At 39.5% G+C, this 16,505-nt stretch carries 14 protein-coding genes; 6 read left to right on the top strand and 8 right to left on the bottom strand.

Features of this window, described 5'->3' with window-relative positions:
* Positions 1 to 36 precede the first annotated feature (36 nt).
* From ATS74_RS15935 to ATS74_RS15915, 5 genes are all read left to right on the top strand, one after another.
* Complete coding sequence (locus ATS74_RS15935) at positions 37 to 1,344, top strand: hemolysin family protein (RefSeq protein ID WP_058549858.1); 1,308 nt, start codon at positions 37 to 39, stop codon at positions 1,342 to 1,344.
* A 284-nt stretch (positions 1,345 to 1,628) separates the two neighbouring features.
* Positions 1,629 to 2,798, top strand: a complete 1,170-nt coding sequence (locus ATS74_RS15930; RefSeq protein WP_058549857.1) for an efflux RND transporter periplasmic adaptor subunit — start codon at positions 1,629 to 1,631, stop codon at positions 2,796 to 2,798.
* Between the two features lie 12 nt (positions 2,799 to 2,810).
* Positions 2,811 to 5,945, top strand: a complete 3,135-nt coding sequence (locus ATS74_RS15925; RefSeq protein WP_058549856.1) for an efflux RND transporter permease subunit — start codon at positions 2,811 to 2,813, stop codon at positions 5,943 to 5,945.
* Positions 5,942 to 7,360 (top strand): efflux transporter outer membrane subunit, encoded by a 1,419-nt coding sequence (locus ATS74_RS15920; RefSeq protein WP_058549855.1) that lies wholly within the window; start codon positions 5,942 to 5,944, stop codon positions 7,358 to 7,360. The genes ATS74_RS15925 and ATS74_RS15920 overlap by 4 nt, the downstream gene beginning before the upstream one ends.
* Before the next feature lie 96 nt (positions 7,361 to 7,456).
* Entirely contained in the window at positions 7,457 to 8,080 is a 624-nt protein-coding gene (locus ATS74_RS15915) for a TetR/AcrR family transcriptional regulator (protein ID WP_058549854.1), read from the top strand.
* Between the two features lie 63 nt (positions 8,081 to 8,143).
* On the opposite strand, the gene ATS74_RS15910 is transcribed toward ATS74_RS15915, so the two are convergent.
* From ATS74_RS15910 to ATS74_RS15885, 6 genes are all read right to left on the bottom strand, one after another.
* Positions 8,144 to 9,244 carry a HupE/UreJ family protein gene (locus tag ATS74_RS15910; protein WP_058549853.1) on the bottom strand — a complete coding sequence of 367 codons (1,101 nt, stop codon included), beginning with the start codon at positions 9,242 to 9,244 and terminating at the stop codon, positions 8,144 to 8,146.
* A gap of 11 nt (positions 9,245 to 9,255) precedes the next feature.
* Entirely contained in the window at positions 9,256 to 10,266 is a 1,011-nt protein-coding gene (locus ATS74_RS15905; protein ID WP_058549852.1) for a tetratricopeptide repeat protein, read from the bottom strand.
* Between the two features lie 46 nt (positions 10,267 to 10,312).
* The gene (locus ATS74_RS15900) at positions 10,313 to 10,822 is read right to left on the bottom strand and encodes an Ig-like domain-containing protein (RefSeq protein WP_058549851.1); all 510 of its coding nucleotides are present in this window, start codon (positions 10,820 to 10,822) and stop codon (positions 10,313 to 10,315) included.
* Between the two features lie 11 nt (positions 10,823 to 10,833).
* Positions 10,834 to 12,426: a DUF4331 domain-containing protein gene (locus ATS74_RS15895; RefSeq protein WP_058549850.1), complete on the bottom strand. Its 1,593-nt coding sequence runs from the start codon at positions 12,424 to 12,426 to the stop codon at positions 10,834 to 10,836.
* Between the two features lie 156 nt (positions 12,427 to 12,582).
* Positions 12,583 to 13,266, bottom strand: a complete 684-nt coding sequence (locus tag ATS74_RS15890; protein ID WP_058549849.1) for an anti-sigma factor — start codon at positions 13,264 to 13,266, stop codon at positions 12,583 to 12,585.
* Entirely contained in the window at positions 13,263 to 13,787 is a 525-nt protein-coding gene (locus ATS74_RS15885) for a sigma-70 family RNA polymerase sigma factor (protein ID WP_058549848.1), read from the bottom strand. The genes ATS74_RS15890 and ATS74_RS15885 overlap by 4 nt, the downstream gene beginning before the upstream one ends.
* Positions 13,788 to 14,125: 338 nt before the next feature.
* Between ATS74_RS15885 and ATS74_RS15880 the strand changes: the two genes are divergently transcribed.
* A complete protein-coding gene (locus ATS74_RS15880) occupies positions 14,126 to 15,745 on the top strand; it encodes a diacylglycerol kinase family protein (protein WP_058549847.1) in 1,620 nt (539 codons plus the stop codon).
* 50 nt (positions 15,746 to 15,795) lie between these two features.
* Here ATS74_RS15880 and ATS74_RS15875 read toward each other — a convergent pair whose 3' ends face one another.
* A complete protein-coding gene (locus tag ATS74_RS15875) occupies positions 15,796 to 16,104 on the bottom strand; it encodes a VF530 family DNA-binding protein (protein WP_058549846.1) in 309 nt (102 codons plus the stop codon).
* Between the two features lie 54 nt (positions 16,105 to 16,158).
* The gene (locus ATS74_RS15870; RefSeq protein WP_058549845.1) at positions 16,159 to 16,461 is read right to left on the bottom strand and encodes a DUF1496 domain-containing protein; all 303 of its coding nucleotides are present in this window, start codon (positions 16,459 to 16,461) and stop codon (positions 16,159 to 16,161) included.
* Positions 16,462 to 16,505: the final 44 nt, after the last annotated feature.

The raw sequence follows: 16,505 nt of genomic DNA, 5'->3' as shown, positions 1-16,505 counted from the left end.
TTTTATTGAAAAAGCGCTAACTTTTTGGAGCGTTAAATGGGTGATTTAATCGGGATTAGCTTGTTGATCTTGATCAGTGCGTTGTTTGCTATGTCAGAAATTGCAATTGCGGCGTCGCGAAAAATAAAACTGCGTGTAATGGCAGATGAAGGCAATATAAAGGCTGCGGCAGTACTTAAGCTGCAAGAAAACCCTGGAGCCTTTTTTGCCATGATCCAAATCGCATTAAATGCGATTGCCATTTTAGGCGGTATCGTGGGTGAGCAAGCTCTATCTCCATACGTACAAAGTGTACTCGTAATTTTTTATCAGGGCGCACACGTAGAAAAAATTAGCTTTTTATTCTCATTTTTTACTATTACCTCATTGTTTATTTTGTTTGCCGATTTAATGCCAAAGCGTTTAGCGATGATCATGCCTGAGGCTGTTGCAGTAAGAGTGGTGACTATTATGCGCTGGGTTACGTTTGCGCTTACACCGCTGGTGATGTTTTTTAATGGTGTAACCAACTTTGTACTGCGTTTATTTAAAGTACCCGCTGAGCGAGAAGATATAGTAACAACCGAAGATATAGTCGCAATGATGGATGCAGGCGCAGAGTACGGCAGCTTACAGCAACAAGAGTATGAGCTAATAGGTAACGTTTTTGATTTAGAAGCTCGGTTTTTATCAAGTGTAATGACTCCTCGCGACCAAATTGTGTATTTTGATTTAAATGAAAGTAGCCACGATATAGCGACAAAAATTATTGATCACCCACATAATCATTTTTTAGTGGTGTCGGGTAATTTAGATAAATTACGGGGCTCGGTAGAATCAAAAGATATACTACGACAAGTATTAAAAGGTGAGCCTGCTAATATTAAACAAGAGCTGATTGAAACAGATGTGTTTTATTTACCAGAAACATTAAGCCTATCTGAAGCCTTAAATGCCTTTAAAAGTGCAGCTAAGCCGTTTGCTGTTGTAGTAAATGAATATGCACTTTCTGTCGGTATTGTAACTGTAAAAGACTTGATGAAAGGGTTTATGGGCGATTTGATCACTCACCAAGGTGACGAATTAATTATACAGCGCGATAAAAATTCATGGCTGGTAGATGGCTTAACACCTATTACCGATTTAGCTAAGGTACTAGATATTGAAGAGTTTCCTGAGCAAATGCATTATGAAACAGTGGCAGGCTTTTTAATTTATAACATGAAGCGTATTCCTAAGAGGGCTGAGCATTTAACTTTTTCAGGATTTAAATTTGAAGTGGTTGATGTAGAGGGAATTAGAGTTGAGCAATTATTAGTATCAAGAGTTATACCAGAGCCAAGTACACACACTTCTCTATCTTAATTGTATATATAACTAAACTTATATATGGCCAAGCTTAAAAAGCTTGGCTTTTTTATTGTTGTGATAAAAATGTGTCCCTAAAATATAAAGCCCTGCCAACATATTAAAACGTTTAATTTTCATACTCATGTTTTTAAGTTTTCATTGCGTTAACATCAAATACAACCTATTACGTATATTACACTTAAGAGTGTAAGTTTGTGTAAATTCCTCATAATTTAGATTCATAATCAGCCAGTTTTAATTTAGAATGATCGTTCACTCTAAACTAAAAGGTATTTAACATGCAGCGTTCCCGCATCGCTTTATTTGTATTATCAGCCCTCGTTGGTTCTGTTGCTTTAACTGGTTGCGATAAAGCGGCTGATCAGTCACAAGCATCAGCGCCTCAAGCTGTTCCAGTGGGTGTAATTACATTAAAAAGCCAAGCGCTTACTCTCAAAAAAGAGCTTCCTGGTCGTATTAGCGCATTTCAAATTGCTGAAATTCGTCCGCAAGTAAGCGGTATTGTGCAATCTCGATTATTCGAAGAAGGTAAGGAGGTTAAAAAAGGTCAAGCTCTTTATCAAATTGACCCTGCTACTTTTGAAGCAGACCTAGCCGCAAGTGAAGCCGCCGTTGCTCGTGCGGAGGCAAGTATTGCGAGCTCTAAATCAAAAGCGTCTCGTTACAGCGAACTATTAAAAATTAAAGCCGTAAGCCAGCAAGACTTTGACGAAGCTGATGCAGCGTCTAAACAAGCAAACGCTGAATTGTTAACGGCTAAAGCACAATTAAAGTCAGCGCAAATCAACCTTGATTACAGCCATGTATCTTCTCCTATTAGTGGCCAAATTAGTAAATCAAGCGTAACAGTAGGTGCATTAGTAAGTGCTAATCAAAGCACTGCACTTGCAACAGTGACTCAATTAGACCCAATTTATATTGATTTAACCCAATCAAGCAACGAGCTTACTCAGCTTAAAAAAGCACTCGCTTCAGGTAATTTAGGTATTGATGCTCAAAGCCAAACTGACGTTGAATTAACTATGGAAGATGGCTCTGCATACTCTCATAAAGGAACATTGCAGTTCTCTGAGGTTACCGTTGACCCAAGCACGGGCTCTGTCACGTTGCGTGCTAAATTCCCTAACCCTGAAAAACTTTTATTACCGGGTATGTATGCTCGTGCCTCTGTGGTTGAGGGTGTTAAAGCCAATGCTATTTTAGTTCCTCAGCGTGGTGTAAGCCGAAATAATAAAGGCGAGCCAACAGCTATGGTGGTAGGCAAAGACAACAAAGTAGAAAGTCGCGTATTAAAAGTAGATAGAACCATTGGCTCTAATTGGCTTGTAAGTGACGGTTTAAGCGATGGCGATAAATTAATTGTAGAAGGTTTACAAAAAATTCGTCCAGGAGCGCAAGTTACGCCTTCTGAAGTGCAATCGTCTACTAGCGCCAACAACGCGCAATAACGGAGAGTTTTAATGTCACGATTTTTTATCGACAGACCCATTTTTGCATGGGTACTGGCAATAGTAGTGATGCTAGCGGGTATTTTGGCGATTCAAAGTTTGCCAATTGCTCAGTATCCGTCAATTGCACCGCCGGCAATTAGTATTACAGCAACGTATCCAGGCGCATCTGCTCGTACGCTTGAAGATACGGTTACGCAGGTAATAGAGCAAAAAATGAAAGGGCTTGATGGCTTGCTATACATGTCATCTACGTCTGAATCGAGTGGTTCAGCAACACTTACACTTTCATTTAGTGCCGAAACAGATCCTGATATTGCACAGGTACAAGTGCAAAATAAATTAGCGACCGCTACACCTCTTTTACCTGAAGAAGTACAAAGGCAAGGTGTAACTGTCGCCAAGTCTGCACGTAACTTTTTGATGGTTTTAGGTTTTGTATCAAAAGATGGCAGCATGACCAATATCGATATTGGTGATTATGTTTCGTCAAACGTTCAAGACATTGTGTCGCGCGTTGAAGGGGTAGGTGAAGTACAATTGTTTGGTTCTCAATACGCTATGCGTGTGTGGTTAGACCCAGCTAAACTACAAAACTACAAGCTAACACCTGCTGATATTAGCGCGTCAATTAGTGCGCAAAATGCACAAGTGTCTGCCGGCCAATTAGGTGGCATGCCCGCAATTGAAGGGCAGCAGTTAAACGCGACTGTTACAGCGCAAAGTCGTTTACAAACTGCTGAGCAGTTTGAACAAATTTTAGTAAAAACAAATGCAGATGGCTCTTTTGTGCGTCTTAAAGATGTTGCGCGTGTTGAGCTTGGCGGCGAAAGTTACCGCGTAGTTGCACGTTACGATGGTCAACCAGCATCGGGTTTAGGTATTAAACTTGCCAGTGGTGCTAATGCACTTGATACAGCTGACGGTGTAAAAGCAGCCATTGAAGAGTTAAAACCATACTTCCCTGAAGGCTTAGATGTCGTCGTACCTTACGATACTACACCGTTTGTATCGCTATCAATTGAAAAAGTTGTACATACTCTCATTGAAGCGATTGTGTTGGTATTTGTTGTAATGTACTTATTTTTACAAAACTTCCGCGCAACGCTTATCCCAACTATAGCGGTACCTGTTGTGCTTCTAGGTACATTTGCGATTTTGTATACTTTTGGTTACTCAATAAATACATTAACTATGTTTGCTATGGTACTGGCCATCGGCCTATTAGTTGATGATGCGATTGTTGTAGTAGAAAACGTTGAACGTGTAATGAGTGAAGAAAAACTCTCTGCGCTTGAAGCAACGCGTAAATCGATGGATGAGATTAAAGGTGCGCTGGTTGGTATTGCAATGGTGCTTTCAGCGGTATTTATTCCAATGGCCTTTTTTAGTGGCTCAACGGGTATTATTTATCGTCAGTTTTCGATTACGCTTGTATCAGCTATGGGCTTATCGGTACTAGTGGCGCTAATTTTAACGCCTGCTTTATGTGCAACGCTTTTAAAGCCAAGCCACGTTCATAATAACGACTCTCTATTTGGTAAGTTTTTCACCGGATTTAACCGTGGTTTTGATAAAACAAACTCAGGTGCTCAAAGCTTTGTGAGTCGTATGATCCATTTATCTAAGCGCTACTTGCTTATTTATGGGGTGATAGTAGGCGGAATGGTTTATGTATTCTCAAGCTTGCCAACGGCATTTTTACCTGATGAAGACCAAGGTATTTTGTTTAACCAAGTATCATTACCAGCAGGCTCTACAACACAAGAAACACTTGAAGTTGTTAAAAAGGTAGAGAATCACTTTTTGAATGACCAATCTGATGCAGTAAACGGTATTTTTACCGTAACTGGTTTTAGTTTTGCAGGTTCTGGTCAAAACTCAGCGATTGCCTTTGTTAACTTTAAGCACTGGGATGAACGCCAAGGTGATGGTTTATCTGTGCAAGCAGTTGCAGGTAAAGCAATGGGCTATTTTTCAACAATTAAAGAGGCATTTGTATTTGCTTTTCCACCACCGGCAATTGTAGAACTAGGTACAGCCAACGGCTTTAACGTATTTTTACAAGACCGCGTAGGTTTAGGTCACGATGCACTGCTAGCTGCACGAAATCAGTTATTAGGCATGGCAGCACAAAGCCCAATACTTGCAGGTGTTCGTCCTAATGGACAAGAAGACATGCCAGAGCTACAACTTGATATTGATTTAGCAAAAGCAGAAGCACTTGGTTTATCGCAAGCAGATATTAACAGTACGCTTGCTACGGCATGGGGTAGTAGTTATGTAAATGACTTTATTGACCGTGGCCGTGTTAAAAAAGTATATCTACAAGGTGATGCCGATTCGCGCATGGTACCTGAGGATTTAAACAAATGGTATGTACGTAATGATAGTGGCGACATGGTTCCGTTTTCGGCATTTGCTAGTTCATTTTGGACATATGGCTCGCCACGACTAGAGCGCTACAATGGTTTTTCTGCAATGGAAATTCAAGGTAGTGCTGCGCCAGGTTACAGTACAGGCCAAGCAATGGACGAAATTGAGCGTTTAGTTAAGCAGCTACCAAATGGTATTGCATCTGAGTGGACCGGTATTTCATTCCAAGAGCGCTCTAGCAGTGGCCAGGCACCATTGTTGTATGGCTTGTCATTATTGTTTGTATTTTTATGTTTAGCAGCACTTTATGAAAGTTGGTCGGTACCATTTGCAGTAATGATGATTGTGCCTTTAGGTATATTTGGTGCAATTATGGCAGCGCTTGGAGGCGGCTTATCAAACGATATTTACTTGCAGGTAGGGTTACTAACAACCATAGGGCTCGCCTCTAAAAATGCGATACTTATTGTTGAATTTGCGATTCATAAAATGGATGAAGGCTTGGGCTTAGTGGATGCTGCTATTGCGGCTGTGCGCTTGCGTTTACGTCCAATATTGATGACTTCTTTAGCGTTTATTTGTGGTGTTTTACCGCTAGCCATTGCATCAAGCGCAGGTTCGGGTGCACAAAACGCATTGGGTATTTCTATAATTGGTGGCACACTCGCTTCGTCAATTTTAGTGGTGGTATTTGTACCGTTATTCTTTGTGTTAGTGCGTAAAGTTTTCCCTGGCAAAAAGAATGATACAGTTAAGGAGAGCGCACAATGAGCATTAAATCCTTCAGCCTAAGTGCACTTACATTACTTATATTAAGTGGTTGCCAATTAGCACCAGAACAAAAAGATATTGCTTTACCAGTACCTGATGCATATGCATCAGGTACTGAGCAGGCTTCAGCTGTGCAGCTAAACTGGCAGCAGTTTTTTAATGACGAGAAACTGCAAACATTAATTACCCAAAGCCTTGAGCATAATAAAGACTTACAAATTGCGATGCTTAACGTGCAGCGAGTACGTGGGCTTTATCAAATTGAAGACTCAGCATTATATCCATCACTTGATTTAAATGCCTCTGGTACACGCCAGCGTTTACCTGGGGATTTATCAAGCACGGGTGAAGCAGCGATTAGTTCGCAGTATAGTGCAACTGTTGGTATTACCTCATATGAGCTTGATATTTGGGGAAAAGTACGTAACCAGTCAGCACAGGCACTGCAAAACTTATACTCTACAGAGCTTAGCCAGTACAGCACGCAGGTATCGTTAATTTCAGAACTTGCTAATGCATGGCTTAACTATGCAACAGATTTACAGTTGCTAGAGCTTGCAAAAGAAACATTAACCTCGCAGCAAGAATCACTTTCGCTTACGCAAAAAAGCTTTGATTTAGGTGCAACGTCTTCTATTACACTTGAGCAACTTAAAAGCACCGTTGCTACAGCAAAAGTAGATATTGCGACCTACAAACGTTTACTTAAGCGTGATAAAAGCGCGCTTGATTTGTTAGTTGGCAAGCCTGTTTCGGCCGATTTACTGCCAACTAAAGATTTAACCAATCTGATTAGTATGCCAGAAGTACCGGTAGGTTTACCGTCTGACTTACTCTCGCAGCGCCCAGATATAAAAGCGGCTGAGCATTTACTACTAGCAGCTAACGCGAATATTGGCATTGCACGTGCTGCGTTTTACCCAAGTATTAGCTTAACGGCTAATGCAGGGACCGCTTCAAGCGACTTAAGTGGTTTGTTTGATTCGGGTTCGGGTACGTGGAGCTTTGTACCTTCAATTAGCTTGCCTATTTTTAATATGGGGCGTAACCAAGCAAATCTTGATGTGGCAAAAGCCGATCAAGCAATTGCGGTGGCAACGTACCAGCAAAAAATTCAAAATGCGTTTCGCGAAGTTGCCGATGCACTTGCTGATAGAGAAGGTTACCAAGAGCAACTAAGTGCGCTTGATATGCTTATAAGTAGCCGACAAATCACGTTTGATTTATCAAAAATGCGTTACGAAAAAGGCGCAGATAGCTACTTGCAAGTACTTGATGCTCAGCGTACGTGGTACGGCGCGCAGCAACAGTTAATTTCGGGTCAGCAAGCGTATCTTGCAAGCCAAATTAATTTGTACAAAGCGCTTGGTGGCGGATGGAACGTAACCAGTGAAACAGCTCAGGAAGAGAAATAATATTTGCGGCTTTTAAAGCCGCATTACATATTTATATAGCGAGACTATTTATAGCTCTTGCTTTACTGAGTTTATGACTTGGTAGTGGAGTTGAACATGAAGCCTAAAGCAAAAAGGCAAACAGATCCCGCTATAGCGCAAGCTAGGCGCGAACAAATACTAACAGCTGCTGCAGAGTGTTTTCGCCGAAAAGGTTACCACGGTGCAGGCATGGCTGAAATATCTAAAACGGCAGGGATGAGTGCAGGCCATATTTATAATTACTTTGAAAGTAAAGAAGCAATTATAGAAAGCATTATTGAAAAAGACATGGAAGAAATGTTTTCTATCTTCCAACAGTTTGAAGATCACCCTGGTGATGTTTTAGCAGCTCTTTTAGATGGCTTAAACATTGGTGTTCAAAGGCATATGGACACAGGGGCATGTGTAGTTGATTTAGATATGATGGCTGAAGCAGGTCGTAACGCTAAAGTAGCTTCACTGCTGCGCGATATGGATATTCAAGCACGCACACGTATGAGGCAGCTTTTAACAAGTGAGCGAAGTACACTAAAAAATATTGAAGAGCAGGAGCTTGAAAGCCGCATTAACGTTATTTTTTCGATGATGGCAGGGTTATTACTGCGAAAGGTACTTTATCCTGAATTAACAGAAGAGACCGTTTTAATCGCTTTACGCCCAGCAATGAAAACATTATTAATGCCTTTTGATGAAGCGTAGTCGCACTTTTTTACCCCTAAACAATAAGCTAGCCAAATTTGGCTAGCTTATTTGCTCAATACCTTAAAAACGCTCTATTGACCATTGCAACGCAATGATTGCAATAGCGACAGACCCCATAGGCATAACCCATTTTTTATACCATGTGTAGTTTCTCGCATAGATTAATACTGGCAAAGCAATGAGTAATATACTCAACTGGCCTATTTCAACGCCTAAATTAAATGCCAAAATACTGAGTAATTGGTAATCGCTAGAAAGGCCAAGCTCGCCTAATACACTGGCAAACCCCATACCGTGTAATAACCCAAAAGCAAATGTTAGCCAACCTAAGCGAAGTACAAGTGGCCAGACATTATTTAAAGCTGCAAAAAGCACTGATAAAGCAATTCCAAGCTCTACCCAGCGACTATTTGGCGAGACTAAGTTCATAGCTGTGGCGGTAAGTGTAATAGAATGTGCAAGGGTAAAGGCAGTGACGATCCAGGCGGTATGCTTAATTATTTGCTTTTTAAAGCTGATCCCTTGCCATGCTTTATTGCTGCGAGTTAATACACAGGTAAGTAATAAAGCGATTAAAAATAAAATATGATCAATACCAATCCAAATATGTAAAACACCTTGATACACGTACTGATTAAACGTACTGAGGTAACTTGATTGCTCAAAGCTAAATGTTTGTTTAGCATCGTCGGTGCTAAATACGCGTGATACGTCGTTAATATTTACAATAGATTTATGGTTTGCATCAGTGTTAAAAAAGGCTGAATAAGTAAGTGTGATGGGCGATGCGTTTTTGCAATTAAATAAAAGCGGAATGACTAAATAAGGCTGATTGAAATGATTGTCGAGCTGGTATGTCCCTTCACTTTTTAAAAGGCACAACTGATCATTCTGTGTAACCTTTAGATTATCGTTAACGAAGCGCGTAATTGAGCCGCGTTTGGCTTTTATTTCAGTCCACGTAATTTGCCCATTTTTATCTAAATCAAGGGCAACTTCATGCTCTAAATCGGTAATGTTAATTTGCCAATTACCCGCGTATTGGTTGGAGGGGGCGTTGTTATTTAAGGTAATATAACTAGTGCTTAACTGATGAGCAAAGCTGTTCATTGAAAAAATGCATAGCATTAAAGTCATTATAAATAGATAAGGCGTTTTCATAGTGTGTCTCTTTACATCGCTTGGGCTTGAATGAGTAATTGCTCATCGGCGCTCATTTTGGCCTGCTGCCAATTAATATGAGCCCAGTAAAGTGCTTTGTCGCGATTAGGTTGTACGTCTAGATAATATTTAGCTAAATCACTCGCATGAAACGTATCTTTGCGAAGCTCACGTAGTGTAACTCTTTGCGCCATTAGATTTTGCCATTTTTTACCTGTTTTATTTAATTTTTTTTCTGCAATGGCGAGTCTTAGCAAAATAGCATCTTCTAAATTATTTTTGTCAGGGAGTAATGCACTCAATGTATTTAAAACATCGGTATGCTGAGCAAGAGCAAGGTGAATATCAGCCCACAAAACAATTAGGCTTACTGGGGCGTTTACTAAATTAACACTTTGTAAGTGTGAGAGTGCTTGTTTGTAATTACCAAGGCGATAGCTCATTTCGCTCAAAACATGTTTTGTAGTAAAGCTAGTGGGCTTATTATTAATTATTTTGACTAATGCTTGATAACTTTTTAATAAATCTTGATGCTGGCTTTGTACGTCTAACACACAGGTGCTAGCAGTAATTGTGCTTACGTGAGAAATTAAAGCAATGCAATGTTGCTTTGCTTTTAAAAACTGCCCCTGAACCATGTGTATATTAGCTAATAATAAATGACTGTTACTGTGCATTGGCTCGGTAATTAAAACCGCATTAGCTACAGCGATTGCTTGCTCAAAAAGATGCTCTTTTTGCAGTACTCTTGCATATAAATAACCAATTTTAGGTGATGGAGTTTGCTCATATAATTGTGCTAAACGCGTTTTTAATAAACCTTGTAAGCGCTCTGTTTGACCTACATATTGACTGTTAGTAACTAAGGCATTTATTTCTTCAAGGGTAAGAGAAGCGCTCAGAGTAGAGTTACTTGTTGCAATTACTGCATCTTCTTTTGGCGTGTAAGGTGCAGCATTTAGCCCTAAAGAGGTTATGCTTATAGCTATAAATACTACGGGTTTAAATACTGAAAAATGCATTTTTATATCCTTTGAAAAAAGCCATCCATGGCCATCAGCTTAATTACTAATTACCGTTTGTTGAAATAAGTCCATCAACGTCGGTATCTGTGTTGGTAAACACTCTGCCATTTACAGATAGCGGCTCTGCATTTGGGCTTTGGTTAAAAGCGTCAGTTGCAAATTGCGCAAAATCAACCTCTAGAGCATCTATTGAAATACTAACCGTAGCGGTTACTTGTGCATTAACACCATCACTTACCCCAAACACAAAGCTATCTGAGCCAGTCGCTTCTTTATTAGGGGTGTAAGTAAAATTACCGTCGCTATTTACTGTCGCTACACCCAGTGATGGCTCACTCGTTAATGAGTACGTTAATGAGTCGCCATCGTTATCGCTGGCACTGAGCATATCGGTAATCGTTACTTCCGTTTGTGTACTAAGCATTACATCACTTGCTGTAGGCGCTGTATTTACAACCGGTGTAGGTTGTTTATTATCATCATCGCTACTGCACGCCCCAAGTGTTAATACGCTAAGTAATACACATACATGGGTAGTTTTAAAATTACGCATTAGTTAACTCCTTATTTAGAGCCTGCAAGGGGAGTTGCAAGGTATGGGAATGTTGAGTCCATCATAGTTGCATCAACAGGTGCGCCATCAGTAAATGGAACTGTCCCTGTGTTAGCATCTTCTGGTGTACAAAGACCAAGGTTAGTTTCTTCACCATTTACAGGAATAGGATGACATAAGCGACCCATAACAACGCGAAGTGCAATATCTACAACATCATCACCTGGGCGACGGCCATTTGGAAAGCCTGCTAAATCATCGCCTGCTACACCAAATGCTGATTGATCAGCTTGTGGTGTTGCTGCAATACCTGTATTTAAACGTAACATTTCTGAAGGGGTTACTGTGGCTTGTTGGTTAACACCTGCAAAACCTGTTAAAAATGCAGTGATTAAATCAGTACGCGGAAAGTTAGTAGGGGCTAGGGTTTCTAGATTTGCACCAAGCGTTGTATTTACTGCATCTTTAAATAAAATATTTAATAGTTCAGGTAAAGAAGGGTGAGATACATAATCTAAAAATTGAGCATCATCTTGTGGCTGAGCACTTGAAAATGTGTCTTTATCTTTAATACCAATTACAAGCTCGTTGACTAATGGGTTACCTAAGCGTGAAACTTGCGTTAAAGCGCCGCCATTAACCGCGTTGTTTGCAAATTTAGCGTTAGGGTTCAATATGCGCGCTTGCGGTAAACTTGCCGTTGTCCAAGAGCCTATAACACCATTACCTTCGCCGGTAACACAACTTTTAGGTACTTCAATTGCAATTGATGTTACGTTTTTATCAGCTAGGTCGTCGTTATCTGCCGATTGTGTAATACCACCAGGGAAACCACCGCCATCGCCAGCACCCGGCGCACTATCACCTTCAACTGGTACATAGTTTACCAAATCGAATGTTTTACCTAAGTTAACTACAAACGGGTCTTTACGCTGCCCTACAAAAACCTGTGCCATTGAATCACAATTGGGAATAGATACCTGATAAACAAACTGATCTGCGTAAGCTTGGTAATCGCTCATTGAGCCAAACGTCTTATCACCCACATAATCTAAAGGCTTAGAGAAGGTGCTAGAGTTTGAAGTGGTGTTATTTAATACAGTTGTCTCACCTGTGCGCTGTGCTCCGCTTATCATACTCATAGTGTAGGATTCACTAAAGTTGGCTGCACTATCATTACCTGCTGCTACACCGCCAACATTTTTAAGGGGTACAGATACAGTACGCTGGTTACCTTCTGGGCCAACGGTTAATTGCACACCTTGGTTATCGTTAGGGAGCATGCTTTTAAAGTTAAACGCAAATGTAATATCTTCAACAGCATCACCATCGTTATCAATATGAATGCTGTAAGTTGCGTCAGGGTCCATAGCAAAATAGTTTGGGCCGCCATAAGCATCTTGAAGTGGAATATAATTAGCAATAAATGTGACGTAATCGCCACGGCCTTGCTCGTAACTGTTAAAAACATAGAAATCGGTTGAATCTAAAGTCGGGAAACGGCTTATATTTGGCGCTTCTCTGTGGCTAGATGCCTCACTTGGTGCACTTACAAATGTACTGCATACTACTACTGCGAGTATTGATGGAGTTAAAGCTTTCATGACTTTGTCCTTTAGTTTTGATTGAAGTCATAACTAATAACGAAGCAGAATTGAAGTTGGATGCAAAAAAGTTAAATTTATTTTATTTTGTGTTAAAAATAGTTAAAACAGAAAGTTGGCTGCTTATAAAAAAGCAGCCAATGATAGGTTAAAAATTTAAAGCAGTACTAACTCAGTAGTGTATAACACCTCGGTTGGTAAACCATTAGGCGAGCCACCGATAGACTCCAAACTTACTGCTAGTAACGCGATGTCGGAAGCTTTAAAGCGTTTATCTTTCAACAAGAGTTTATCACCTTGTTTAGGTAGCAAGCCTAAAGATATTGGTGTGTCCTGGCCTTTTAAAATCATCCACAGCTCGTAATCTTTGTTTGTTTGTGCAACTAATTGGCTGCTGGCTTTAATAGCAAGCCCTTGTGCATTAACATCAATAAACCAAAGCGATTGTTTATCTTGGTTCTGTACCAAGGCAATTTGCTCAGTTTGCTTAACACTTGTCGTAGGTTGAATAACCAAAAAGGCTAAAATAATACATGCGGCTGTTGCTACAAAAGACCACGTACGCCAAATTGAAGGCTTAGTATGTACTACCGTTTTGCTAGACTGAGGTTTATTTTCAATCCGCTGCATTATTTGCACCCATACTTCGTCGTTAGGTATCTTTGGTGTAATGGCACTGGCTAAATTATTTAAATTTTGCTCCCACATGCTGGTGGCTTCACGTGCTTTATTAGAGGTAAGCAGTAAACGTTGAAAACGTTTACGTGCTAATCCTCTTAATGTACCTAGTACATACTGCCCTGCAAGTGAGTCAAGTAACTCTGGTTTGTCATAGTTCATAATGTTAAACACCTTTGTAGCTGTAACAGCCCACGCCTTATCCAACTTTTAACTGTGCCTAGCGGTGTTTCTATATGATCCACTAATTCACTATGGCTCAGCCCTTTGTAATAGGCTAAATGAATAGCCTGCTTTTGTTGCGGCTCAAGTTGCTCTATACAATTAACGAGTTTTGTTTCTTCATCGTAATTTATATCAATACTTTGCGTATCATATTCATCGTCGCTTAACGATTGCTCTTTGCGAACTTTGTGATAGCGCAGCGAATCGAGGCTGCGATACCTTACAATGCTTATCATCCAACTTATAACCGTCCCCTTTGAGGCATTATAATCTGATGCGTTGTGCCAAATTTTAATAAAAGCATCTTGTAATGCCTCTTCTGCATGAGCTCTATTGGTTAACATATTTAAACTAATCGCAAACAGTTTGCCGCTAGTTAGCTGGTATAAACTCGAAAAAGCATTTTTGTCTCCTTGTGCTGTTGCGCACAAAAGAGGGAGTAATTCGTCATTGTCCATAGGGTTCCTATTTTTCTTATTATCAGTGAGTAAACGATTAAAGGTGGGAATTGGATGCAAAAATTATTATTGCTTTATAGATTAGCTCCTTTATACGTGAGTACAAGGATTAAACGATCATAGTTAAATTATTAACATTTGAGAATAATTTATCTATAACTGTGTAAAAAATGCATAAGCTCGTTGTTCAGGAGAACTGTATTTTATTTATATTCTTATTAATCAGCTTGTTACGATTTTAAAGATGTATATTTTAAAGGGTTTTGATGGCGCGATATTTGCAAATGTACAAGTAGTAACGTTTAAAAAAACGAATAATATTATAAAAAGGAGAAGTTATGTGGGCTGCAATTAGTTATTCACTATTAGCGCTACTACTTATTTTTGTCGGATGGGAAGTGAGCTCTGTTTATTTTGCTATTGTTTTTTATTGGACCGCGCTTTCACTTTTGCTTGTAAGCGCTGCCTATATTTTTAATGCCGCTAAAATTTTCAGAAAAAGAGAAAATGGAGTCATCCCATTTTATATACGCTGGGCATTTGTACCATTTTTATTTGGAGTACAAATTTATAATGCCTGGTCGCGTAAGCACGATAAAGTACCGCCTATTCAGCAAATTAACGATAACTTATTTTTAGCCTGTCGCTTATTCCCCTCAGATATAGACACGTTAAAAGACAACGGTATTACAGCTATTTTGGATGTAACGTGTGAGTTTGATGGACTTGAATGGAGTTCAACGCAAGAGAACATTAATTACTTAAACATTCCGGTGCTCGATCATAGTATTCCTACTCATTCACAGTTAAATCAGGCCATTAACTGGATACATAACCATATCAAAGAAGACCGTCGGGTAGTTGTGCATTGTGCACTGGGTCGTGGAAGGTCTGTATTTGTTATGGCTGCTTATTTACTTAGCCAAAACAAAAATGCTGATGTGCATGAAGTACTTGCGCAAATTAAAGAAACGCGTGAAACCGCTAACTTAAATAAACATCAACTACGTCATTTAGCCAAACGTCATAAAAAAGGTGAATTGGTTATCAAAAATAAAGCAGTGTTAATTGCTAATCCTGTATCGGGTACGCGCTTATGGCAGGAAAAAGAGCATTTAATAGTTGCTCGTTTGTCAGCCTATTACGATTTAAAAGTACTTACTACATCAAAAGAAGTAAACGGCGTTGAGCTTGCTAAACAAGCAATAAAACATAACCCAGATATTGTGATTGCCTGTGGTGGTGATGGTACCGTTACAGAAGTTGCCAGTGTACTTATTAATACAAAATTTAAACTTGGGATAATACCATTAGGTACCGCTAACGCCTTAGCTCATGTATTAATGGGAATAAGCTCTAAATTAATTCCTGTTGAACAGGCCTGTGATTTAATTATTGATGGTCAAACAAGTTTAATTGATACCGCATACTGTAACAATGAATTAGTACTTTTACTCGCAGGCATTGGTTTTGAGCAGTCAATGATAGAAAAAGCGGATAGAGAGTCTAAAAATAGATCAGGGCAATTTGCATATCTAAGTGGCTTTTTTGAGGCTTTTGGCGAAGAAAGATCCCAGTTATTGAATGTTAAGATTGATGATAATGAACCTCAAGAAATATGTACCAACAGCTTTATAGTTGCTAATGCAGCGCCTTTTACAACGTTATTAGCTCAAGGTGGCGGGCAACCCGATCACAGTGATGGCTTACTTGACGTAAATTGGTTAACGCCAAACAAAGAGGATTCAACAACGGTCCTTAGTATTGCAGAATTAATGTTCAGCAGCTTGACGCAAACTCAGCTTGCTATTAACTCACATCATACTAACGCAAAAAAAGTAGAAATTACTGGGGAGGGAGATCTCAAGTATGTACTTGATGGTGAAGTTAAAACCGCTAAAAAGCTGGTTATAACTATTGAGCCTGCTTCATTAAATGTAATTTGCAAAGAGCAGTAAGTATCACTCAACATCATTAAAAAGGAGCTATTTTAGCTCCTTTTTTTGTGTCATTTTTTAATTGATGGCCAAACAAAGCCAGTAGTATCAGGCGCTTTAGAAGAGGTGCCTTTTGGTGCACTTTTTGGTTTGCGAATAGGCTTATTATTTATAGTGTGTATGTAAAGGGCTTCCACTTTATCTCGCGCCCATGGCGTTTTACGTAAAAATTTTAGACTCGATTTTATACTCGGTGAATCAGTAAAACATTTAATTTTTACTTGTTCGCCTAGCGTTCTCCAGCCAAGTCGTTGCTCTAACTCAACAAGAATTTGTTCTAACGTTACCCCGTGTAAAGGGTTTTTAGGTTGATTATTCATAGTAATACTACTTATTTAAACTGCGTGCATTGTAGCTTAAATCAGCTTTTAGCGCTAATTCACTGTAATGGTTTTAGGCTTTTTAGGATAAATAGCATTACCTTGCTTATCAATTTTAAGCCAAATGAGCTGACTGTTATTATGCTCAGGTTTTTTAAGAGCACACAATAAAGTAAAAGAATGAATTTGAATTAGTGCGCCTTCGCTATATCTCTTATTATCGTACCAACAACTTTGGCCTTGGTTTGAAAGCTCATTTGCATCAATTATGGCGTGTGTTTTAATTGTACTTGCATGGCTATTAGTTACAATATTTAAGCAAGCAAGGCTGATGATAAGCGCTATTTTATTATACATTTTTGGCCTCAATAGAATGATAGTTTAAAAATAGTACACGGTAC

Origin of the sequence: Pseudoalteromonas sp. H103 (assembly GCF_001469205.1) — a bacterium.
Lineage (GTDB): Bacteria > Pseudomonadota > Gammaproteobacteria > Enterobacterales > Alteromonadaceae > Pseudoalteromonas > Pseudoalteromonas carrageenovora.
This window is presented reverse-complemented; position numbering and strand designations above follow the sequence as displayed.